This window comes from Polaromonas sp. (assembly GCF_039932935.1).
GTDB lineage: Bacteria > Pseudomonadota > Gammaproteobacteria > Burkholderiales > Burkholderiaceae_C > Polaromonas.
This window is the reverse complement of record NZ_JBDTPB010000070.1, coordinates 1-20,441: the sequence shown is the minus strand read 5'-3', so window position 1 is coordinate 20,441 and position 20,441 is coordinate 1. Positions and strand designations below refer to the sequence as shown.

Below are 20,441 nucleotides of genomic sequence, written 5' to 3'. Positions count from 1 at the left end.
GCTTTTCATCGTTCGCCATCAAAGCTAAATCTCCTTCTGGGAGATGCCTTTGTTGTCGCCGTTCCATGAAACCGCGAGGAATCCCATGTTTAAACCCCTGCTGGCCTACGGGCTGGTTTTGATAACCGCAATGCCTGGCCTGTCGGCCGCGCAAAGTTCCGCCCCGGCTGCACCAGCCGCCGGAGCCCAGGCAAGTCCGCCTCCGGTCTTCCGCTCGGTCATGGAAGGCTACAAGCCCTATACCGAAGAAGCCACGGTTAACTGGAAGGAGGCCAATGACACCACTGCCCGAATCGGCGGCTGGCGTACGTACGCCAAGGAAGCCAGGCAACCGCAGGCGTCCGAGCCAGCGTCGCCGGGCGATGCACGCAACGCGCCGGCCAAACCCTGACCGAGGACCACCATGAACGCCATTTTTAAACTCGGCGCCCTCGCCACGGCGACCCTCGTCCTGGCTGGCTGCGCGTCTGTCAACTTTGACCAGACTCTTGAGGACGCCAACGGCAACGCCACCACCAGTACCTTCACCCAAGGCAAGCTCGAACTCAGCCGTACCGACCAGCAGCGCCAAGCGCGCAGCAGGCTTACGGACGAACTGCTGGCCAAGCCGCTGAGCATGGACGACGCCGTGCAGTTGGCATTGGCCAACAGCCCTGCGGTGCAGACCTTGCTGGCCCAAAGCTGGGCGGACATGGCCACCGCGAACCAGAACGGTCGCATCACCAATCCGCTGTTTACCTTCGAGCGCACCCGCATGGGCTCCGAGCTCGAGCTGAATCGCTTGTTGTCGTTCGGCTTGCTGGACTTGCTGACCTTGCCGCAGCGCATGTCAATCTCCCGCGGGCAAGTAGCCCAGGCCAAGGTGCAACTCGGCGCCAGCGTGGTCGAGCAGGTGACGCAGGTGCGCCAAGCCTGGGTGCGGGCCGTTGGCGCGCAGCAGAGCTTGCAGTATGCGCAGCAGGTCAATACCACTGCGCAGGCCGGTGCCGAACTTGCAAGGCGCATGCAACAGGTTGGTAACTTCAATAAGCTGCAGCGAGCCCGCCAGCAGAGCTTCTACGCCGACTCGGCGGCGCAGCTGGCTTCGGCCCAGCACGCCACGACAGCCGCACGGGAAGAATTGATCCGGCTGCTGGGGTTGACCGACGCCCAGGCCGATGTTTTGAAGCTTCCCGAACGCCTGCCCGACCTGCCCAAAGAGCCTCGCCAGCCTGCTTCGGTGAGCACCAATGCGACAGAGCAACGCATTGACGTTCAGATGGCGCGCCATCAGCTCGACGTGGCCGGCCGATCTCAAGGCTTGAACCTTCTCACCAGTCTGGTTGACGTCGAGCTTGGGATCCGCCGCGACACCGTCATCGACGATGCGGCCGGCACCCGTACGCCGCGTCGGGGTTACGAGCTGGGCATCCGCCTGCCGATCTTCGACTGGGGGTCTGCCCGGCGCGACGCCATGAACGCGCAGTCCCTGGCCGCCGCCAACCGGTATGAAAGCACGGTGCGGGGCGCTTCGTCCCAACTGCGCGAAAGCTATTCGGCCTACCGTACAGCTTATGACGTCGCCAAGCACTACCGCGACGAGGTCGTTCCCTTGCGCAAAACCATGGCGGAAGAAAACGTGCTTCGCTACAACGGCATGCTGATTGGCGTGTTTGAGCTGCTCGCCGACACCCGCGAGCAAATCTCCAGCGTGACGGCAGCCATCAACGCCTACCAGCAGTTCTGGCTGGCGGATGCGGCGCTTGTTGCATCGATGACCGGCAAACCGACCGCTGCGGGCGCGATGTCCGTCTCAGGCGCCGCCAGTGGTGGCGTCGAAGGTGGCCATTGAGGCCTGGCCAAAACAATTTACGGAAACCTCAATGACAAATAGAAGAAATTTCCTGACCGGCGCTGGCGCGCTGACGACGGCAGTGGCGGCCGCCGCGGTCAGCAGGGTCGCCATGGCGGCATTGCCCGAGCCGGTGCTTCAGACCAAGCCGGACACCATGGCACCCTTGATTCCAAACACCGGGCGCCCCTACAACCCGGTGGTCACCCTCAATGGCTGGACGCTGCCCTGGCGCATGAACAATGGCGTCAAAGAGTTCCACCTGGTAGCCGAACCCGTGGTGCGTGAGATGGCGCCGGGCTTCAAGGCCCATCTCTGGGGTTACAACGGCCAGTCGCCCGGGCCGACGATCGAAGTGGTCGAAGGCGACCGGGTACGCATCTTTGTCACCAACAAACTGCCGGAACACACCAGCGTGCACTGGCACGGCCAGCGGCTTCCCAACGGCATGGACGGCGTGTCGGGCTTGACCCAGCCAGCGATCCCCGTGGGCAAGACCTTTGTCTACGAGTTCGTGGCCAAACGCCCGGGTACCTTCATGTACCACCCGCATGCCGACGAGATGACGCAGATGGCCATGGGGATGATGGGTTTCTGGATCACCCATCCCAAGGCCAAGCATCCGCTGATCGACGAGGTCAACCGGGACTTCGTGTTCCTGCTCAATGCCTATGACATTGATCCTGGGGCCTACACCCCCAAGATCATGACCATGCTGGACTTCAATCTGTGGAGCTGGAACAGCCGGGTCTTTCCCGGAATCGATCCGCTTGTCGTTCGCAAGAACGACAAGGTGCGCATCCGCATCGGAAACCTGACAATGACCAATCACCCCATCCATCTGCACGGGCATGAGTTTTTGGTCACCGGCACAGACGGCGGGCCAACCCCCAAGTCGACCCGTTGGTATGAGGTGACCACCGATGTCGCTGTGGGCCAGATGCGGCAGATCGAGTTCCTGGCAGACGAGGAGGGCGATTGGGCTTTCCACTGCCACAAGAGCCACCACACCATGAATGCGATGGGCCACGACGTGCCGACCATGATTGGCGTCGATCACCGAAAAGTCGCCCGCGAGATTACCAACGTGATTCCGGATTACATGGTGATGGGCGAACGCGGCATGGCGGATATGGCCGAGATGGAGATGCCTTTGCCGGACAACACCGCACCCATGATGACTGGTACCGGCCCGTTCGGCTCGGTCGAGATGGGCGGCATGTTCTCGATGGTGAAGGTGCGCAAAGACCAGAAAGCCGGAGACTACAAGGATCCGGGTTGGTACAAGCACCCCGCCGGCGAGGTGGCCTATGAATGGACCGGATCCCTGCCCAATCCCGCTCGCTTCGCCGCGGAAGGCGGCAAGTCCATGCCAGTCCAGAACATGCCCGCCAAAGAAGTTGAAGTCCAGGTGCGCAAGCCCATGGGCAACATGAAGCACTAAACCCAGAAAGAAAACTCATGAAACACACAATGCTTCCGAAATTTTTCATCCCGTGCATCCTGTTGGCTACTGGTTCGGCCGCGATAGCACAGCAGCACCAGCACGGAGCTGGGTCCTCGACGTCACCGGCAACCAGCCCTTATGCCGGCCAGCAGGATCGCGCGATCAAGTCGCTTTCCGCCACCCAGACACAGGATCTGCTGGCCGGGAAGGGTATGGAACGGGCGAAGGCCGCCGAACTCAACGGCTATCCCGGGCCCATGCACACCCTGGAGCTGGCACAGCCGCTTGAACTGAGCGCCGAGCAAAAGCAGGACACCGAAGTGTTGCTGGCTCGTCATAAAGCCGAAGCCCGGGCGCTGGGCGAGCAATTGGTACAGGCCGAGCGGGAACTGGATACCGCATTTGCTGAGCGCCGAATCGACACGGCGACCCTGGCGGGCCATACCCAACGGATTGGGCAACTGCAGGCGACGCTGCGTGCCTCTCACCTCAGAACCCATTTGCAACAGATCGAATTCCTGACTTCGGAACAGGTCGGTCGTTATGCGCAGCTGCGCGGGTACACCGCGTCCGCAGACTCTTTCCCATCCAGTTCTCATCAACACTAACCAAGGAACACCCATGAAGAGAATCAACACCGCAATCTTTGCTGCCCTGATCGCTGGCGCAAGCACCTTCGCCATGGCGCACGGCGACGAAGCCCACGCCAAAAAAGCCGGCCCCGTCAAAAAAGAACAGAAAGAGTGGGGCATTGCCGGCGATGCCAAAACCGTCACCCGGACGGTCACTTTCACCATGACTGACAACATGCGCTTCAATCCTGACAAGCTGGACGTCAAACAGGGAGAAACCATCAAGTTCGTTATCAAGAACGGCGGGCAGACCATGCACGAGATGGTGATCGGCACCAAGAAGGACCTTGATGAGCATGCGGCGCTGATGATGAAGTTCCCGAACATGGAGCATGAGGAACCGTACATGGCCCACGTCGGCCCCGGCAAGACTGGGGAAATCATCTGGACCTTCAACAAGCCCGGCAGTTTCGACTATGCCTGCCTGATCGCCGGCCACTACCAGGCCGGTATGGTGGGCAAGGTCACCGTGGTGGCTTCCAAGTAACGTCTGAGCCGTGAAGGAGGCCTCCATGCAAAAACGCTCGTTTCTCAAAGTGCTCGCGGTATTTTTTGCCGGCACGCAGCTTGCCCCTGGTGGCGGCGCATTCGCTACAACCCGTCCCGTCGTCGAGGTCTGGAAAGACCCGGATTGCGGCTGCTGCAAAGATTGGGTGAAACACCTCGAAGACAGCGGCTTTGATGTGACGGCCCACGACAGCGGCAATACGACGGCAAGGGCCCGGCTTGGCATTCCTGCCAAGCTAGGCTCGTGCCACACCGGACAGGTAGGCGGTTACGCCGTTGAAGGCCATGTACCCGCGCGAGACATTCAGCGCCTGCTGACGGAGCGCCCTAAAGCGGTCGGCCTGGCGGTACCCGCCATGCCTGTGGGCTCGCCGGGTATGGACGGCGCCGTCTACGGAAAGCGCAAAGACGCTTACGACGTGCTGCTGGTGAAGGTCGATGGCAGCACCAGCATTTTTAAATCTTATTCCTCAAAATCTTCCACTGCTTCCTGAAAGGAACTACCCATGAAATCCCTCAAAATCATTCTGGTTCTCGCTGCCATGTCTATCGGCGCAGCACACGCGCAATCCACCATGGCGCCCGGCAGCGGCGCGATGCCGATGGGCGAAGCGAAAAAAGAGGCAGCGAAGCCCTCAACCGAGATGGCCGACGGCGAAATCCGCAAGGTCGACAAAGAAGCCAAAAAGATCACCATCAAACATGGCGAAATCAAGAACCTGGACATGCCAGGCATGACCATGGTGTTCCAGGTCAAGGATGCCGCCATGCTGGACACCGTCAAGGCGGGTGACAGGGTTCGCTTCAAAGCCGAATCCGCAGGGGGCGCCATCATCGTGACGGAAATTCAACAGGCAAAGTAAGTTTGCGGAAGAGGCGGCCGAGGGTTGTACGACCTCGGCACTGTCCGCTACCGCACATATAGCAGTACAACGAGATGCCGTACGAGTTTCGCAACCTTCCGAACGCTTCGCATGAAACGCCGACGACCGCGCTTATAGCCGGAGGTGCGGCGGCGTTGGTGCTTTTGATCGTGATTGGCTACCTGGTGTGGCGCGACCGCAGACCGAAGAAGCCGGGGCGAGTGAATAAGGTCCCGTTAAATCGTCACGCAAGAAGCGAGGGCGTTGAATTTCGACCGCGTATGCTGTCACCTAACCCATAAGGCGCACATGGAACACCACCACACCCCCGCGAATCCCACGAACGCAGATTTAACGCCTGCGCAGGCACCGAAGGGACAACCCTTTGTGCCGGACCCGCTCAAGGATCCGGTGTGTGGCATGACCGTGACGGATCAGTCGCCGCATCGGCATGATCATGGGGGTCGGCATTATTATTTTTGCAGCGCTCGCTGCAAGGAAAAGTTCACCGCTGAGCCGGAGCGCTATTTGCAACCGGCACAAATGGTGGCGAGCGTGCCCAAAGCGCCAGAAGTAGTCTCCGGCACCATTTACACCTGCCCCATGCATCCGGAGATACGGCAGGACCATCCAGGCCACTGCCCAAAATGCGGTATGACCCTGGAACCGGTCATGCCCACCCTCGATGACGATGAAAACCCGGAACTCAAGGATTTTTCGCGGCGATTCTGGTGGACGCTGCCGTTGACGGTTGTGGTCACCGTGCTCGCCATGTTCGGTCACCAACTCGGATGGTTCGCGATGGCGACGCAGAGTTGGGTGGAGCTGGTGCTGTCGCTACCCATCGTTCTTTGGGCCGGTTGGCCTTTTTTCGTGCGTGGCTGGCAGTCTGTCGTCAATCGCAGTCCGAACATGTGGACGTTGATCGGTTTGGGCACGTCCGCGGCTTTCATCTACAGCGTGGTCGCCACGGTGGCGCCAACGGTATTCCCGCCATCGTTTGTGGCCATGGGGCGTGTGGCTGTGTATTTCGAGGCCGCAGCCGTCATTATTTCGCTGACCTTGCTCGGTCAATTGCTGGAGCTGAAGGCTCGCTCCCAAACATCGGCTGCAATCAAGTCCTTGTTAGGCCTTGCCCCAAAAACCGCACGGCGCATCCGGCCGGACGGTACCGAAGAGGACGTGCAGCTGACGCATGTTCATGAAGGTGATCTACTGCGGGTGCGCCCCGGTGAGAAGGTGCCCGTCGACGGTCTGGTGACTGAAGGTAGCAGCGCGGTCGATGAGTCCATGTTGACCGGTGAACCGCTGCCAGTGACTAAACGTGAAGGCGACAAATTGATTGGCGCCACCTTGAACACCTCCGGCGCCCTGGTGATGCGCGCTGAACGCGTGGGCTCGGCAACCGTGCTGGCGCAAATCGTCCAGATGGTGGCGCAGGCCCAGCGTTCCAGGGCGCCCATGCAGCGCATGGCGGACCAGGTTGCCGGCTACTTTGTGGTGGCGGTTGTAGCGGCGGCCCTGTTAACGCTGCTGGTATGGGGGTTCTTTGGACCGCAACCCAGCTGGGTCTACGGCCTGATCAACGCGGTGTCCGTGCTGATCATCGCCTGCCCCTGCGCGCTGGGCCTGGCAACGCCTATGTCCATCATGGTGGCCACGGGGCGCGGCGCCACACAGGGCATCCTGTTTCGCGATGCGGCAGCGATTGAGAACTTCCGCAAGGTTGAAGTCCTGATTGTCGATAAAACCGGCACGCTGACCGAGGGGCGACCTGCGTTCAACCAGGTCGTCGCAGCAACGGGCCACACCGACGACGAGGTCTTGAGGCTGGCAGCCAGTCTGGACCAGGGCAGTGAACATCCCCTGGCCGATGCGATCGTGCGGGCCGCGCGGGAGCGCGGCATGACGCTGACCAAGGCAGAAGGATTCGAATCGGGCACGGGCATTGGTGTCCGGGGAGTGGTTGATGGTAAGCGGTTGGCACTGGGAAATGCCGCCCTTATGGCTCAGGAGGGCGTGACAAACGATGGCGCATTGCAAGCCAGGGCGGAAGCCTTGCGCCTTGAAGGTGCCAGCGTCATGTCATTGGCTGTGGATGGCAAGCTTGCCGGTCTGTTGGCAGTCTCCGATCCCGTCAAGGAGAACACGCCCGCAGCTCTCCAGTCACTGCGCGACGCGGGTATCCGTATCGTCATGGCCACGGGCGACGGTCGCACCACGGCGAAAGCCGTTGGCCAGCGGCTTGGCATCGACGAAGTCTATGGGGAAGTCAAGCCGGCCGACAAACTGGCGCTGGTGGCACGGCTGCAGGCGGAAGGACGGGTGGTCGCCATGGCCGGCGACGGCATCAACGATGCGCCAGCTCTGGCCAAGGCTGATGTTGGCATTGCCATGGGCACCGGCACGGATGTGGCCATGAACAGTGCACAAGTGACCCTGGTCAAAGGCGATCTGCGCGGTATCGCTACCGCGCGCGAACTGTCCCAGGCGACCGTGGCGAACATGAAGCAGAACCTGGGCTTCGCTTTTGTGTACAACGCTCTGGGCATTCCCTTGGCGGCGGGCCTTCTGTTTCCCTTCACTGGCTGGCTTTTGTCACCCATGATTGCGGCATTGGCGATGAGCTTGAGTTCGGCATCGGTGATTACGAACGCACTGCGCTTGCGCCGGGCTCGGTGATGCCGTGACCGACGCGCTCGAGCTTTGGGGAAATATGCGCCGAGCGTTTTAGCTCATACCGTGGGATAACCTGCTTCTGTTATTGCTTCCGCAAAAGAAGCGCGATCCTCGGTCGACTCCACCGTGATCTTTTTGCTGCCCAGATCCACCCGAACCTTGGCCTCTGGGTCCACGAGCTTGACGGTTTTGGTAATCACGCTGGCGCAGTGGCCGCAACTCATGTCTTTCACTTCGAATTCAATCATGGCGATTCCTTAAAGATGGAATACCTGACTCTAGACCTTGCCCCCATGGGAAGGTCAAAGCGCCTCGCCGCATACCTGTGATTGGTAAGGGATATCGAATGCGATCAACTCCACTTTCGAGCCAAAAACCCTGACCACCGCGCCGTCTGCTACTTGCTCATTTTTTCGACGGGATGGCCGCTCTTGGCCAAGAATTTGTCAAGTTGAGCGATCTCTTTCTTTTGAGCCGCGATGATGTCTTTCGCCATCTTGCGCATCTGGGCATCCTTTCCGTCGCGCAGTTCAGCCTGAGCCATGTCGATGGCGCCCTGGTGATGAATGCGCATCATCATGGCAAAGTCAACATCGGCGTTGCCGGTCATTGCCATGGAGGACATCTTGTCGTTGTTGCCCTTCATCATGGCCTTCATATCCATGCCGCCGGCCATTGCGGCGGGCGCCATGCCACTCTTGCCTTGCATGCCGTGCATGGGGGCCGCACCAGGCGAAGCAGAAGTTTGCGCGCCAGCAGCGTGAAAATACAAGGCCGCAGTGAGCGCAACAACAGCGATCGACGAAGCTTTGGAGTTGAATTTCGAAATCATTATGTGGTTCCTTATTGATTCGGGTTAGGCCATGGCGGCCGTGTTGCGGCGTTCTTGCGCACACCGATGGCAAGCCTTTGCGCATGCCTGGCAGTGCGCCATCTCGTGCTTGGCGCACTCATCGCCGCAAGCCTGACAGATACCAAGGCGTTTCGGGATGCTTGTAGGCAAACCAGAGCGTGGCGCCATCGCGCTTCAATTGCTTGGCCCAGCTGCGCAGCGTCTCAAATATTTTCATCACACGCCTTCATTGTTTGCGATTACTTGAGATTTATGGCACATTATAAATGTAGCGGTTGACACATTTATAATGAATCAAGAAAAAACCTCTTGGCTTTTACTGACGTACAAGGTTCCTGCAGAACCTACCAAGATCCGCGTGGGCATCTGGCGCCGCATTCGCGGTCTTGGCGCCGTCTATCTGCAAAACAGCATTTGCGTATTGCCGCTGACCGCGGAGCATCAGCGCCAGCTGCGCATGGTGCAAAGCGATATCGAACGCGCAGGTGGCGAAGCCGTCATTTTTGAAACACTGGCGCTTGATCCGAAGCAGGAAGAGTTGGTGGTTTCGCGCTTCAAACACGACCGCGATCAGGACTATGAAGAGTTCCTGGATAAATGCGCTGATTACAAGAGGGAGATCGACAAAGAGGTCAAGGCCGGTCACTACACCTTCGCGGAGGTCAAGGAGAACGATGAAGACCTGAAAAAGCTCAAGGGGTGGCTGGAAAGAATCAAGGTCCTGGACTTCTACGGTGCGCCGGCGCGCGTGGCGGCCGAGAAACAACTAGCAGAGTGCGAAGCATTGCTGGATGGGTATGCGAACGAAGTGTTCGAGCGCGAGCAGAACGCGAAGTCCGTGCCAGCCAGGAAACCGGCCTTGGCTCAACCACCTGCCGCCAAGGTCACCGAGCGTACCCGTAAAACCTAGTGCACCCCCTGAATCATCCGGAGTTTCTCAATGATTGACTGGACAACAGTAGGCCCATCAGTCCTGGCCGCCTTCATGGCTTCCATGGTGGAATTTGTCGAAGCGCTCACCATCGTGCTGGCCGTCGGCGTGGTGCGTGGCTGGCGCTCGGCGTTGTTGGGCACTGTCGCAGGCCTGGTAGTGCTGGGCGGCTTGGTGGCCATCCTGGGGCGGTCATTGGCCGGCGTGCCATTGCCGGTCCTGCAGCTTGTGGTGGGCATCCTGCTGTTGATGTTCGGGTTGCGCTGGCTGCGCAAAGCCATCCTGCGCGCTTCGGGCGTACTTGCCTTGCATGATGAGGCGCAAGCGTTTGCCAAGGAAACCGAATCACTGCGGCGCCTGGGGGGCGTTGCGGCCGGCATCGACAAAATTGCCTTTCTGACCACGTTCAAGGCCGTGGTGCTGGAGGGTATGGAGGTTGTCTTTATCGTGATTGCCCTGGGTGCGGATGGCCGTTTTCTGGTGCCGGCGGCTGTTGGCGCTGGACTGGCACTGACCGTGGTGGTGGCGCTTGGACTGGTCCTGCATCGGCCGTTGGCCAATGTTCCCGAAAATACACTCAAATTCGGTGTTGGCGTGATGCTGTCGGCATTCGGCACCTTTTGGGCTGGCGAAGGAATTGGCCTGGAGTGGCCGGGGCATGACTGGATACTCCTTGCATTGATCGCCGGTTTCCTGGCCGTTGCGCTGGGCCTCGTGGCAGCCTGCAAGCACTGGCGCGACATTGCACTTAAATCGACAACACCAGCTGCCGGTAAATCAATGGCGGTTGTACCTCCCGGCGCTGTCGAAACTATTTCTGGTGAGCTGTTCGGACTGTTTGTCGATGACGGATGGCTGGCCGCAGGCGTTCTGGCCTGGGTATTTGGCGGATGGTGGCTGCTGAAACATCAGCAGGTAGGGGTCACCATGACCGCCGATACCATTTTTGTTGCCGGTCTGCTGGTGGTCTTGGCATTCAGCGCCCTGCGGCGTGCGCAAATGAAGGCCACCTGATGCCGCCCCGGTTTGATTTGACGCTACAGATCGCAGTAGATACCAGCGCGTGAGCAACTCCTAATTTAGCCCTTCAGGCGCTAAAATTCCGCATAGATAGCAGCGCATAGCTGAAAGGCAGATATGAAAGACGTTGAATTCAACAAGTTGCGCAAGCGATTACGCAGGGAAGCCGGACAAGCCATCGTCGACTTCGAGATGATCGAAGATGGTGATCGAGTAATGGTATGCATGTCTGGTGGCGCGGATAGTTACACCATGCTCGATACTTTGATGTATCTGAAAGAAGTGGCGCCAATAGATTTCGATCTCATCGCGGTCAATCTGGATCAAAAACAACCCAATTTCCCCGAGCATGTATTGCCCGAATACCTACAAGCTTTGGGCGTTGAATATCGAATCATCGAACAGGATACTTACTCCATCGTCAAGGAAAAGATACCTGAAGGAAAGACCACGTGCTCTCTCTGTTCGCGTCTTCGCCGCGGGATTCTTTATAAAACTGCCCAGGAACTGGGGGTTACAAAAATTGCTCTCGGCCATCACCGGGAGGACATACTGGAAACATTGTTGTTGAACATGTTCCACGGCAGCTCACTCAAGACAATGCCCCCTAAGCTACTGTCAGACGATGGCAAAAACGTCGTGATTCGACCAATGGCGTACTGCCGGGAGAAGGACATCAAGGCCTATGCGGAAACCATGCAGTTCCCGATCATCCCTTGCGACTTGTGTGGCTCACAGCCCAATTTGCAGCGTCAGGCAATGAAAGAGTTGCTCACCTCATGGGACAAGCAGTTCCCTGGCCGTGTGGACAACATGTTTCGTGCGCTGTCGAATGTAGTCCCGTCTCATCTCTTGGACCGCCGACTACACGGGTTTGGCACTGCAAAGATGAGCGAGGAGAAGGGGCATATGGCCGACTGGCTGGCCTCCGAAGAAGTCAGCGATCCGAAGGTCATTCTGATCAAGCCACTCACCACACCGATAGCGGCTTAAGACTGACTACGCGTGTTATTCGGCAAGGGATCCTGAAGCAAGGCAGTGCCCCCAGGCAAAAGGGATGCGTTATAGGCCAAGCGCGTATGTCGGAGAAGCAGTAACTCATGCTTCCTTTTAAGCGCAGCGAGTTGCGCTTCCAGCAACTGAACGCGCTGAACGTAGCTATCAGCGCTCTGGATTACTTGCTTATAACCGTTCCTTGCCTCAACGGCCCTCTGCTTGCAGACTTTGAAAGCTGATGCGATCACTTCATTGCGGGAAAGAGCTTGCCTGCTCCATATATCCTGAGGCTTGATTTTTAGCCGCGCGGCGAGTGCAACCCTATAGCCTTCCCAATTTATCGCCTTCTTGGCCGGCCACTTAGCCAATAGCTCCACCGCGTAATGTTGATCACTACGCGAGATCTTTCGTTTCCCAATTGTCTCTAACTCACTCATCGTCGCCACTTTCCTCACGGAGTTTCACAACAAGGTCAGCGGTGCTCATTGCTAATGGAGCGGAGTTGAATGTGGCGATTGCTCCTATCTCAATGTCCGGATTCGCCTCGACAGCGAAGATTTCTTCGCACCTACTTATCGTGTCCCTGTGCTGTTGAATGTGTCGCCTTAACGGCGCCTGTTCTTGTCCTGGCAGTATTTTCCCCTCTGCAATAAGCAACATGGACTGAGCATAGTCATGCAGAGCCCGAATGCGGGGCAACCGCTTCCTATCCCCCTTCCGCCATAGCGATTTGTTACATCGCATGCAGTCTCCAAACTGTGGGCATGGATTTAGCGACCAATCCGTACTACACCCTCCGACCTCGGTAACTTGCTTCGGAGCAGCGTTTTCAAACAGAAAAGCGCCTCTCTCAACGACAGTGATACCAATGGGGACCTGATCGGCGATAGGACCATACACAGAAAAGTCTTGATTCGGATCGAAAACCTCCATCGAGCCAGTCACAACCTCATGCGCAGTCCGTTTGTCATAGTGAGCAGATTGCCGACCCCCATGTCTACCGGCCAGTTCGTCTATGAACGGTTCACTGGCACCTGCAAGAAGTGCTTCCGTGTGGTGGTACTTGCGCAGGTCGTGTAAAGTGAATGATGGCCAGCTACCGTTACGCAGTTTAATGTTCAAACTAGAGAACAAAAGAGGAGCGCCTCCCTGATACTGACTGATCCAATGCTCGATCAAAGGAGCTGTCATTTGCCTAGGACACCACCATCCATCATCTTTATTTTCGGCGATAGGAAGCTGATTAGATTTAAAGGAAAACAGCACGAGTAGCGCGTGATCCAATCGTAGCTTTCGATCTTTCGCTGTATAGGGCCAGTGGGGAAATTTTTGTGCTTTGAACTTGGATAGCAGGTAGACTTTTACGGTTTCGGTGGGAACAAAAACTGTCGCCGGCCGTCCATCACACCAGAGCTGATCCAAGATTGGTTTCAGCTTACTTGGATTTTTCCTATTTAATGCTTGATTTGCCGTAGGCGCCGAGATAAAAAGATCATCGTATTCGGTAGAGATTGGCAAAATCAAACCGATTGCTAAGCACCTGCGACGCGCTTCGTACACCTTTAAAAATGACAAATTCCTTGCCATTTTTGAAGGTGAGTAAATATCGTTACCTGTATCGACGCCCAGAACCTGTACAGACCTTATTCCCTGATATGGCGTCCCAAGGCCTATAGAGCTTTCGTCGCCCTCCCCACCGACAATTTTCTGAAGGCTGGTTAGCGATAAAAACGGTTCCTCAAAAGAGGACCTGAACCTCTCAGGTATATACAACTCGTCAATCGATTCAAAGTCCTCGCTGAATCTGTCGATATAAAAGGAAAAAGCCTCTCTAGATTCGCGCGTGTAATCGTCGATCACTCGAACAAGCTCCAAGCTAACGGGAGTCAACCTCTGAGTGATAGGAAGTTTTTGGTGCAAATCAATTTTTGGGCGATATATCGAAATCATCCATCTTTCTGCATCCTGGTCAAATTGCAGGCAGTCATGTCTCAAGCTCAGGTAGTCTGACATGCGCATGGAGACAGTTGTCAAAGGCATCGCGGCGACGGCTGCCATAAACGTGACGCGGTGATTTACTCCAAAATTATTCTTTGCGCTTCGAAAGGCTATGCCAACTGACGCCGCAACTTCCCCGCTTAATCTTGTTTCATTTTCTTTATCTCCAATGACATCCACGACGGCAACACGGAGGTGACGAGCCTGCTTCTGGATGGTGGAGTAAGAAAAGGAGTTATCAATAAGATGAAAACCTTTTCCCGAAAAACGAAAGTTTTTACTGTGATGCCCAGACTGAAGCATATTAGAGAAGATCTCTATCTCTCGCCCAATGTCATACTTTTTTGAGTCGCTCATGGCTGATTTTTGCAGCTCCAAATCAGCGCGAATAATCACCTGTCGATTTAAATTGGCTGGATCATTGTTTCCTTGATTAAAATTTCGTAGTGCGCACTCGATAAAGGCGAGCGCGCGAGCCGTTGTTTTATTCTGAGATCGAATTCCTTTATACAAACAAATCACGTTTAGGTATGCCTTGGAGAATGGCAAAAACGGCCCCGATATTAGAGCTTCGGGTCTTGTAAAGTTCGACAGTTTTCCTTCGTGAGCTCGGCCGATGAACTCCCGATCACGTCCCAAATATTCACTTTTAATAAACCAAGTTTTAGCCTGATGTTGCCCATGGGGGATGAACCTCGTTGCCCATGAGAACCATGGTGCCTGCGGTTCATAAGGAGCGCTATGGAAATTGGAAATTCCCGCGTTCCCAAATGGTTGAGCCCATACGATAAAATTTTCGATCTTTTCGGCATCATCTAGTCGCTCCTCGGGAAGGAAAAATGGGATAGGGGCATTTGGCATGACTATTCAATGTTCTGAATTTGATCTATCACAGCTCTCACCACCGCGATCAAGAAGTCATCTCTCTGCACGGTTTCTAGAGGCAATTGGAGTCCAACGGCCCTGTTTCTCTTAAACAGCAACTCATCAAGAACTTCCTGGTGAGGACCGTCTTTGAAAGCCCTGAATCGGCTGCATGTGTAGCAACCTATCGGCGCTAGTACTCCACAGGGAGTGGCGGCGCAACCTCCGACCACTTCTGACATTGAGGGCGACAGGATCAGGCTTTGTTCGTCATGGGTTGATTGCCACTCGCGTGAAACAATTTCACCTCTGAAGGTAGAAGCTATCTCGTTGTGAGATTCGTCCATCTTCAACTCATAGGCATCGAATGCCTCGGCAGATAAGTTGACGTAATGACGAAGTGAAATTGTGGAGGTTTGAAAACCAGCACGGGCCAACACTGCGAGTGGGGCGCCAATTATTGCCAAGTGGGTAAGTTTGGTATGTTTGAATCGCCGTGTAAAAAATTCAATGTCATTGAAATCGTCTGAATGATTGGCAATGTAAGCGCGGGTTCGAGCGATTAAAGAAGATATCCACATCCCTTTTTTTGCGATGGAGAGCGGTTTACCATTACGTCTTACTACTGAAAATAGCGGAGTTGAGTCGCATAAGGATTTTCCTGCCACGGCATTTAAGTAGTTGAGCTGTGCCAATATCGCCGGAATTACAGCGGAAGACAATTGATATTGCATCATGTACTTCCTTGCAGAGGTGGCCTTCTGCTTAACTATGGGCGTATCGATGAAGATTCGAATCACATTGCCAGATGCATCACGGATGATCTTTATGTCACCTACTCTTAGAAGGTGTAGCTGACTCGGCCTCATAGCCTCAGAGATGATCAGTCGCCAAAGCAGATAGTCCTGCGGACTAAAAACTCGTTTGACATAGAGATCTTCTACAGTCGAGAGAATCTCCCTGACTTGTTGAGACGAGAATGGCCGCTCTTGAGTTGAATTGGCTTGAATTTCTAAGGTGGATCTTGGCTTGGGTGCTTTGGAGGTGGATAAGTGATCTTTTAGGTCTTTGGAGATGCCTGGATGACCTTGACGTATCCAAAATTTCAGCAGGGAGCGAAGCGTCTTTGCGTTTGAGGCACCGTCATCTTTGGTTGAGTATAAAAACATACTCAATGTGATGGTCAGAATTGGCTTGTCCACCAACGGCACGATGACGTCCATGAGCCGGGAAAATCTGTTCACCCACTTGAGGACGGTTAGGCCTTTCCTCTTTCCATGGAGTGCATTTGCGACGCATGAAAAAAATATTTCACTAGTAGCGGCTGAGAGTCCGAACGCGGATTGCTTGAGTCTTAGGCTAAATTCCCCCGACTCGGTATGAAGTGTCATTTGGTCTGGATTGAACGCTATCAATCGGCCAGACTCAATACTTCTTACATGTTTGGGGAGCTCACCAGGCAAGAACTCGTCCTGGTCGATGACGAATTCGTCATAGCCGAAAAAAAGGCTGGGATTATGAGTTGCCAAGGCGATCATCCCTAGCTTGTATAAGCTCCGCTGTCTTACGCATCAAGCTCCTTGCCGAGTAGCGCTCGAGCATGTTTGAACGCTCACTCCAGCGTCCTCGCTGTGACAGAACTTGCTTGTATTCGGTTCCCCTCTCATCGGCTATGTCTGCAAGTTCAGTAAAGTGGGTATGTCTCAGTCGATGCGGGGAGAAGTCATCGGGCAATCCATGAACTCCGTTCAATTTTGAAACAATGCGATTCAAATTCCTCTGCGACATGGGGCATCCGCAGGTGGTTCCGCTATGACAAACAAATAAGTAAGGCGACTCGATCTTGGAACTGCATCGGTCAACAGCTACTCGCCTATCTGTTGTGACGTAGTTGATGATCGCATCTGCAAGCTTGTTGGATATCGTGACAAAACCTGGTGTGGTCTTGGCTGCAGGTTCAGATATTCTTGGGTCTAACAAATCGTTGGGGCGAAGTTTCACTTTGAGAACTGCAGTGAATTTGCCTTTGCCGATTGGATAGCGCGGGTCCAAGTCGTGGCAACAAAGCTTTAAGAGTTCTCCGGCTCGTAAACCCGTCTCGAGGAGGAGTCGAGTAATTAACCTATCGCGCCGGCCGTGGCTGGAATCTTTGTGGGACTCTGGATCAGAGAGAACGGTCCTCAACGCTTGCCCCTCCTGCTCGGTCAATGACCTCACTGGACCCGGCTTGTGACCCTCGTTAAGCTGCCGCTCGAAGGCATCTCTTACAGAAGATTTATGCCTTTCCTGACGCTGAAAATCAGCTTCTCCAAGCGTCCTATTAATGTCAACACAATCCTCGATTAACCAGCATAAGTAGCGACGGACTGTGCGTAGTCTGGCGTTCGCCGTCTTGGTGTCGACAGTTTCTCCTGCGGGGATTGTTTTTACTCTCTTCTCCGCCCGCTTAACGGCTTTGGTTAAACAAGGAGCGGTGAGTTGAGCCCATCTTGAAAAATCTTCTATTTCCCTCTTCGTCAACGGCTCGCCTCCTGTTGGCGTACGTTGTTCAGGACGTTTCCAATTCTCCTGTTTTAGGCTTTTCCATTTCATCCATTCGATAAAGAACGAAAGGTCCCGTAGTACTGCTTTATGGGTATTGAAGCTCTTCTGAGGGTATTCGCGGTAGACAAATGCCATCGGAAGTTCATAGATCAGGCCGCTCAGCTTGTCCCGTAAGACGAGTCTTCGTATTGCTGCGCTGGCGTCGGAAGTAACGTCTAGGAGTACTTCGATCTGAGCGGATAGTTCCACATTATTGTTGGATGACATTGGATAGTGCTGCTTGAATAATTTCCAAGCTTAGGGACGCACTACAGCTAAGTCAAAGACAATATTTTTTAAGTGGTTGATTCAAAAGGAGAAAACCTGAGTTTCTTTCCAATTAAATACTTGTGCTAATACCTTTGCCGCCGGACACGCACACCATGACCTTGTCACCTTCTTCAATCATGTTGAAGTCGACAATCGCCCGGCCGACTTCGCGGCACAGGCGTTTTTCGAGCTTGTGGTCCTCGCGCTCTATCTTCATGCTGTTCTGCACGCGCGCCGAGCTTTCCTGCTGCTCGTATTGCGCTACTGCGTCATCCCAGACTGCACTCATATCGTTCGCTCCCATATCGTTCACCACTGTCCCGTCTCGATGCGAATGGCCACTTCGCAGTCGTCAAAAATTTCAAGTTTGGCGATCTTCACCCGCACGCCCAGCACGCCGGGCAGCTTCATCAGCCGATGCGCCAGCTTGCCGATCAGGCTTTCCAGCAGGTTGACGTGCTCGGAGGTGCATTCGGTGATGATGATCTGGCGCACCTTGCGGTAGTCCAGCACATGGTGGATGTCGTCGTCATGGGGCAACAGCGGCTGCGCGCCGAGGTTCAGTTCGGCATCGACCTGGATGGGTTGCGGCGCGGTTTTTTCGTGATCCAGAATGCCCAGGTTGGCGTCAAAGCGCAAGCCGGTGAGGTTCAGGATCTGGGTGCCCCGGGAGTTGAACATGGTGCCAGTCTGTAGTGGGTCAGTTGGGGTGATGTGTAAGCCGTTGCCGATGGCTTACATCAGCGAAAAATCGCGCTCGAACTTCATCAAGTGCTGACCGCCGTCCACCAGCAGCGTGGTGCCGGTGATGGAGCTGTTTTCCAGCGCGAACTTCACCGCGGCCGCGACGTCGGCGGGCGTGGACGAGCGGCCCAGGGGCGACAGCTTGTGTCTGGCCTCGAATTGTTCATCGGTCAGCAGGTGGCTGGTCAGCGTCAACCCCGGTGCGACGCCGACCACACGAACCTGTGGCGCCAGCGCCAGCGCCAGCATGGTACCGGCCGCTTCCAGCGCGGCCTTGGAGAGCGTGTAGCTGAAAAAGTCGGGGTTCTGGTTCCAGAGCTTCTGGTCCAGCAGGTTAACCACGGCACCCGTGGCGCCGCGCGCAGCCACATGCGCATGCAGGGCCTGCGCCAGCACGATGGCGGCGCCGGTGTTGCTGTGCAGGTGCCGGTCCATGGCGGCAAAACCGAAGCTGGCGGCGCTGTCTTGCTCAAAGGTCGAGGCGTTGTTGACCACGGCATCGACCCGGCCCATGCGCTCGACCACCGCCGGCACCAGCCCGCGAACCGCCGTTTCGTCGTTTAAATCGGCATGAAAAGCGGCTGCAGCGCCCGACAACTGGGCGCAAGCAGCTACTGTTTTGATAGCATCTTCTTCGGAGCTGCGGTAATGCACCGCCACCTGCCAGCCGCCAGCCGCGAGCGCCAGCGCAATGTCGCGGCCCAGCCGCCTGGCGGCGCCGGTCACAAGGACAACGGGTCGGGATGATGGCGGGGTTGAGGTCATGGGTGGTGGGGGTTGGCAAAAAAGGTCAGGGACGTATCGCCGACAATTGCAGGCGGTGACAAACATGACCCAGACGACCAATCCCCCTATTTTACCGACCGGCCTTGCCGACCACATCGCCAAGGCCATTGACGCTGCCGGCGGCTGGATCGGTTTTGACCGTTTCATGGAAATGGCGCTGTACACGCCCGGCTGGGGCTATTACGCCAACGCCTCGCGAAAATTCGGCCTGATGCCGCAGTCGGGCAGCGATTTTGCGACGGCCCCGGAGATGTCCACCCACTTTGGCCGGGCGCTGGCCAGGCAGGTGAAAGAAGCACTGGCGGCAACCGGCACCACGGAAATCTGGGAGTTCGGTGCGGGTTCGGGTGCCCTGGCGCACCAGTTGCTGGACGCGCTGGGCGATTCGGTCACGCGTTATCACATCGTCGACCTGTCGGGCAGCCTGCGCGAACGCCAGCAGGTGCGGCTGCAGGCTTTTGCCGGCAAGATGAACTGGGTGGCGGAGTTGCCGGCGCAGATGAGGGGTGTGGTCGTGGGCAATGAAGTACTGGACGCCATGCCGGTGAAGCTGCTCGCGCGGATTGGCAACCGGTGGCATGAACGCGGCGTGGCCCGCTTTCAGGAGGGGTTTGTCCACGCTGACAGTCCCACCGCGCTGAGGCCGCCTTTCGAGGTGGAAGGCGGGCACGACTACGTCACTGAAATCCATCCGCAGGCGGAAGGTTTCATGCGGACACTGGCCGACCGGCTGGGCGCCGGCGCTGCGTTCCTGCTCGACTACGGCTTTCCTGAACACGAGTACTACCACCCGCAGCGCAGCATGGGCACGCTGATGTGCCACCGCGGCCACCTCGCCGATGCCGATGCACTGGCCGATGTAGGCGACAAGGACATCACGGCGCACGTCAACTTCACCGGGGTTGCCCTGGCAGGCCAGGAAGCCGGCCTGCAGGTGGTGGGTTACACCAGCCAGGGGCGGTTTTTGCTCAACTGCGGCCTGCTGGAAGGCATGGAAAATGCCAGCCTGCAAGATCGGGTGATGCTGCAAAAGCTGGTGAACGAGCATGAAATGGGCGAGCTGTTCAAGGTGATCGCCTTTGGCGCCAAAGGCGGCCCGGCATGGGAGCCGCTGGGCTTTGCCGCAGGCGACCGCAGCCATACCTTGTAACTCCCCTGTCCAGGCTCACTGCGTGTAGCCCGTTCTCCCCCCAAGGGGACGGCGCCTGGGGCCGGCAAAGCCGAACCCTCGGCCCCCACTGGTAGCGCCCAAAGAACTCTTCAACCAGCATGAGCCGCGGAACCGGCTTCGCCGGGCTTTATAAGCTCACCCCTGTCCAAGCTCACTTCGTGTAGCCTGTTCCCCCCTTCCAGGGGGCGGCGCCTGGGGCCGGCAAAGCCGGACCCTCGGCCCCCACTGGTAGCGCCCAAAGAACTCTTCAACCAGCATGAGCCGCG

The 20,441-nt window shown here is 56.5% G+C and carries 19 protein-coding genes and 2 pseudogenes; 13 read left to right on the top strand and 8 right to left on the bottom strand.

From position 1 onward, the window contains the following. Window positions 1-85: 85 nt before the first annotated feature. The 8 genes from ABI546_RS11700 to ABI546_RS11665 all read left to right on the top strand — a co-directional run bounded on the left by ABI546_RS11700 (window position 86) and on the right by ABI546_RS11665 (window position 7,962). Complete coding sequence (locus ABI546_RS11700) at window positions 86-391, top strand: hypothetical protein (protein WP_348046756.1); 306 nt, start codon at window positions 86-88, stop codon at window positions 389-391. Window positions 392-403: 12 nt separating this feature from the next. Then, window positions 404-1,831 carry a TolC family protein gene (locus ABI546_RS11695; protein ID WP_348046755.1) on the top strand — a complete coding sequence of 476 codons (1,428 nt, stop codon included), beginning with the start codon at window positions 404-406 and terminating at the stop codon, window positions 1,829-1,831. A 31-nt stretch (window positions 1,832-1,862) separates the two neighbouring features. Then, on the top strand, window positions 1,863-3,275 hold the full coding sequence (locus ABI546_RS11690; protein WP_348046754.1) for a copper oxidase: 1,413 nt from the start codon (window positions 1,863-1,865) through the stop codon (window positions 3,273-3,275). Between the two features lie 17 nt (window positions 3,276-3,292). Continuing rightward, window positions 3,293-3,886 carry a hypothetical protein gene (locus ABI546_RS11685; protein ID WP_348046753.1) on the top strand — a complete coding sequence of 198 codons (594 nt, stop codon included), beginning with the start codon at window positions 3,293-3,295 and terminating at the stop codon, window positions 3,884-3,886. A gap of 13 nt (window positions 3,887-3,899) precedes the next feature. Further along, window positions 3,900-4,397, top strand: a complete 498-nt coding sequence (locus tag ABI546_RS11680; RefSeq protein WP_348046752.1) for a cupredoxin family protein — start codon at window positions 3,900-3,902, stop codon at window positions 4,395-4,397. 25 nt (window positions 4,398-4,422) lie between these two features. Beyond that, entirely contained in the window at window positions 4,423-4,911 is a 489-nt protein-coding gene (locus tag ABI546_RS11675; protein ID WP_348046751.1) for a DUF411 domain-containing protein, read from the top strand. Window positions 4,912-4,923: 12 nt separating this feature from the next. After that, entirely contained in the window at window positions 4,924-5,280 is a 357-nt protein-coding gene (locus ABI546_RS11670; protein WP_348046750.1) for a copper-binding protein, read from the top strand. Window positions 5,281-5,667: 387 nt separating this feature from the next. Then, window positions 5,668-7,962, top strand: coding sequence for a heavy metal translocating P-type ATPase (locus ABI546_RS11665; RefSeq protein ID WP_348046862.1), 2,295 nt, complete (start codon window positions 5,668-5,670; stop codon window positions 7,960-7,962). A gap of 53 nt (window positions 7,963-8,015) precedes the next feature. Here ABI546_RS11665 and ABI546_RS11660 read toward each other — a convergent pair whose 3' ends face one another. Further along, window positions 8,016-8,207 carry a heavy-metal-associated domain-containing protein gene (locus ABI546_RS11660; RefSeq protein ID WP_348046749.1) on the bottom strand — a complete coding sequence of 64 codons (192 nt, stop codon included), beginning with the start codon at window positions 8,205-8,207 and terminating at the stop codon, window positions 8,016-8,018. 149 nt (window positions 8,208-8,356) lie between these two features. Further along, a complete protein-coding gene (locus ABI546_RS11655; RefSeq protein ID WP_348046748.1) occupies window positions 8,357-8,791 on the bottom strand; it encodes a DUF305 domain-containing protein in 435 nt (144 codons plus the stop codon). A 379-nt stretch (window positions 8,792-9,170) separates the two neighbouring features. Between ABI546_RS11655 and ABI546_RS11650 the strand changes: the two genes are divergently transcribed. From ABI546_RS11650 to ABI546_RS11635, 4 genes and pseudogenes are all read left to right on the top strand, one after another. Then, on the top strand, window positions 9,171-9,722 hold the full coding sequence (locus ABI546_RS11650) for a Chromate resistance protein ChrB (RefSeq protein ID WP_348046747.1): 552 nt from the start codon (window positions 9,171-9,173) through the stop codon (window positions 9,720-9,722). A 30-nt stretch (window positions 9,723-9,752) separates the two neighbouring features. Next, entirely contained in the window at window positions 9,753-10,757 is a 1,005-nt protein-coding gene (locus tag ABI546_RS11645) for a hypothetical protein (protein ID WP_348046746.1), read from the top strand. Window positions 10,758-10,892: 135 nt separating this feature from the next. After that, window positions 10,893-11,756, top strand: a pseudogene (ttcA, locus tag ABI546_RS11640) (tRNA 2-thiocytidine(32) synthetase TtcA); the annotation flags it as partial. A gap of 107 nt (window positions 11,757-11,863) precedes the next feature. Continuing rightward, on the top strand, window positions 11,864-11,998 hold the full coding sequence (locus ABI546_RS11635) for a hypothetical protein (protein WP_348046745.1): 135 nt from the start codon (window positions 11,864-11,866) through the stop codon (window positions 11,996-11,998). A 190-nt stretch (window positions 11,999-12,188) separates the two neighbouring features. Here the strand turns inward: ABI546_RS11635 and ABI546_RS11630 are convergent, their stop codons facing one another. From ABI546_RS11630 to ABI546_RS11605, 6 genes and pseudogenes are all read right to left on the bottom strand, one after another. Next, entirely contained in the window at window positions 12,189-14,618 is a 2,430-nt protein-coding gene (locus ABI546_RS11630; RefSeq protein ID WP_348046744.1) for a hypothetical protein, read from the bottom strand. A 2-nt stretch (window positions 14,619-14,620) separates the two neighbouring features. Beyond that, a complete protein-coding gene (locus ABI546_RS11625) occupies window positions 14,621-15,844 on the bottom strand; it encodes a hypothetical protein (RefSeq protein WP_348046743.1) in 1,224 nt (407 codons plus the stop codon). Between the two features lie 292 nt (window positions 15,845-16,136). Next, the gene (locus ABI546_RS11620; RefSeq protein ID WP_348046742.1) at window positions 16,137-17,432 is read right to left on the bottom strand and encodes a site-specific integrase; all 1,296 of its coding nucleotides are present in this window, start codon (window positions 17,430-17,432) and stop codon (window positions 16,137-16,139) included. A 133-nt stretch (window positions 17,433-17,565) separates the two neighbouring features. Continuing rightward, window positions 17,566-17,763, bottom strand: a pseudogene (locus ABI546_RS11615) (tRNA 2-thiocytidine(32) synthetase TtcA); the annotation flags it as partial. A gap of 20 nt (window positions 17,764-17,783) precedes the next feature. After that, window positions 17,784-18,155, bottom strand: a complete 372-nt coding sequence (locus ABI546_RS11610; protein WP_348046741.1) for a dihydroneopterin aldolase — start codon at window positions 18,153-18,155, stop codon at window positions 17,784-17,786. Between the two features lie 54 nt (window positions 18,156-18,209). After that, a complete protein-coding gene (locus ABI546_RS11605; RefSeq protein ID WP_348046740.1) occupies window positions 18,210-18,983 on the bottom strand; it encodes an SDR family oxidoreductase in 774 nt (257 codons plus the stop codon). Window positions 18,984-19,047: 64 nt separating this feature from the next. Between ABI546_RS11605 and ABI546_RS11600 the strand changes: the two genes are divergently transcribed. Further along, window positions 19,048-20,154: an SAM-dependent methyltransferase gene (locus ABI546_RS11600; RefSeq protein ID WP_348046739.1), complete on the top strand. Its 1,107-nt coding sequence runs from the start codon at window positions 19,048-19,050 to the stop codon at window positions 20,152-20,154. Window positions 20,155-20,441 lie beyond the last annotated feature (287 nt).

What these genes read in the sequence shown, in the direction of transcription:
- ABI546_RS11600 (WP_348046739.1), top strand. Translation starts at nt 19,048, where the DNA reads ATGACCCAGACGACCAATCCCCCTATTTTACCGACCGGCCTTGCCGAC.
- ABI546_RS11700 (WP_348046756.1), top strand. Translation starts at nt 86, where the DNA reads ATGTTTAAACCCCTGCTGGCCTACGGGCTGGTTTTGATAACCGCAATG.
- ABI546_RS11605 (WP_348046740.1), bottom strand. Translation starts at nt 18,983, where the DNA reads ATGACCTCAACCCCGCCATCATCCCGACCCGTTGTCCTTGTGACCGGC.
- ABI546_RS11645 (WP_348046746.1), top strand. Translation starts at nt 9,753, where the DNA reads ATGATTGACTGGACAACAGTAGGCCCATCAGTCCTGGCCGCCTTCATG.
- ABI546_RS11690 (WP_348046754.1), top strand. Translation starts at nt 1,863, where the DNA reads ATGACAAATAGAAGAAATTTCCTGACCGGCGCTGGCGCGCTGACGACG.
- ABI546_RS11675 (WP_348046751.1), top strand. Translation starts at nt 4,423, where the DNA reads ATGCAAAAACGCTCGTTTCTCAAAGTGCTCGCGGTATTTTTTGCCGGC.
- ABI546_RS11635 (WP_348046745.1), top strand. Translation starts at nt 11,864, where the DNA reads ATGCTTCCTTTTAAGCGCAGCGAGTTGCGCTTCCAGCAACTGAACGCG.
- ABI546_RS11685 (WP_348046753.1), top strand. Translation starts at nt 3,293, where the DNA reads ATGAAACACACAATGCTTCCGAAATTTTTCATCCCGTGCATCCTGTTG.
- ABI546_RS11680 (WP_348046752.1), top strand. Translation starts at nt 3,900, where the DNA reads ATGAAGAGAATCAACACCGCAATCTTTGCTGCCCTGATCGCTGGCGCA.
- ABI546_RS11620 (WP_348046742.1), bottom strand. Translation starts at nt 17,432, where the DNA reads ATGTCATCCAACAATAATGTGGAACTATCCGCTCAGATCGAAGTACTC.
- ABI546_RS11660 (WP_348046749.1), bottom strand. Translation starts at nt 8,207, where the DNA reads ATGATTGAATTCGAAGTGAAAGACATGAGTTGCGGCCACTGCGCCAGC.
- ABI546_RS11695 (WP_348046755.1), top strand. Translation starts at nt 404, where the DNA reads ATGAACGCCATTTTTAAACTCGGCGCCCTCGCCACGGCGACCCTCGTC.
- ABI546_RS11630 (WP_348046744.1), bottom strand. Translation starts at nt 14,618, where the DNA reads ATGCCAAATGCCCCTATCCCATTTTTCCTTCCCGAGGAGCGACTAGAT.
- ABI546_RS11655 (WP_348046748.1), bottom strand. Translation starts at nt 8,791, where the DNA reads ATGATTTCGAAATTCAACTCCAAAGCTTCGTCGATCGCTGTTGTTGCG.
- ABI546_RS11610 (WP_348046741.1), bottom strand. Translation starts at nt 18,155, where the DNA reads ATGTTCAACTCCCGGGGCACCCAGATCCTGAACCTCACCGGCTTGCGC.
- ABI546_RS11670 (WP_348046750.1), top strand. Translation starts at nt 4,924, where the DNA reads ATGAAATCCCTCAAAATCATTCTGGTTCTCGCTGCCATGTCTATCGGC.
- ABI546_RS11625 (WP_348046743.1), bottom strand. Translation starts at nt 15,844, where the DNA reads ATGGACGTCATCGTGCCGTTGGTGGACAAGCCAATTCTGACCATCACA.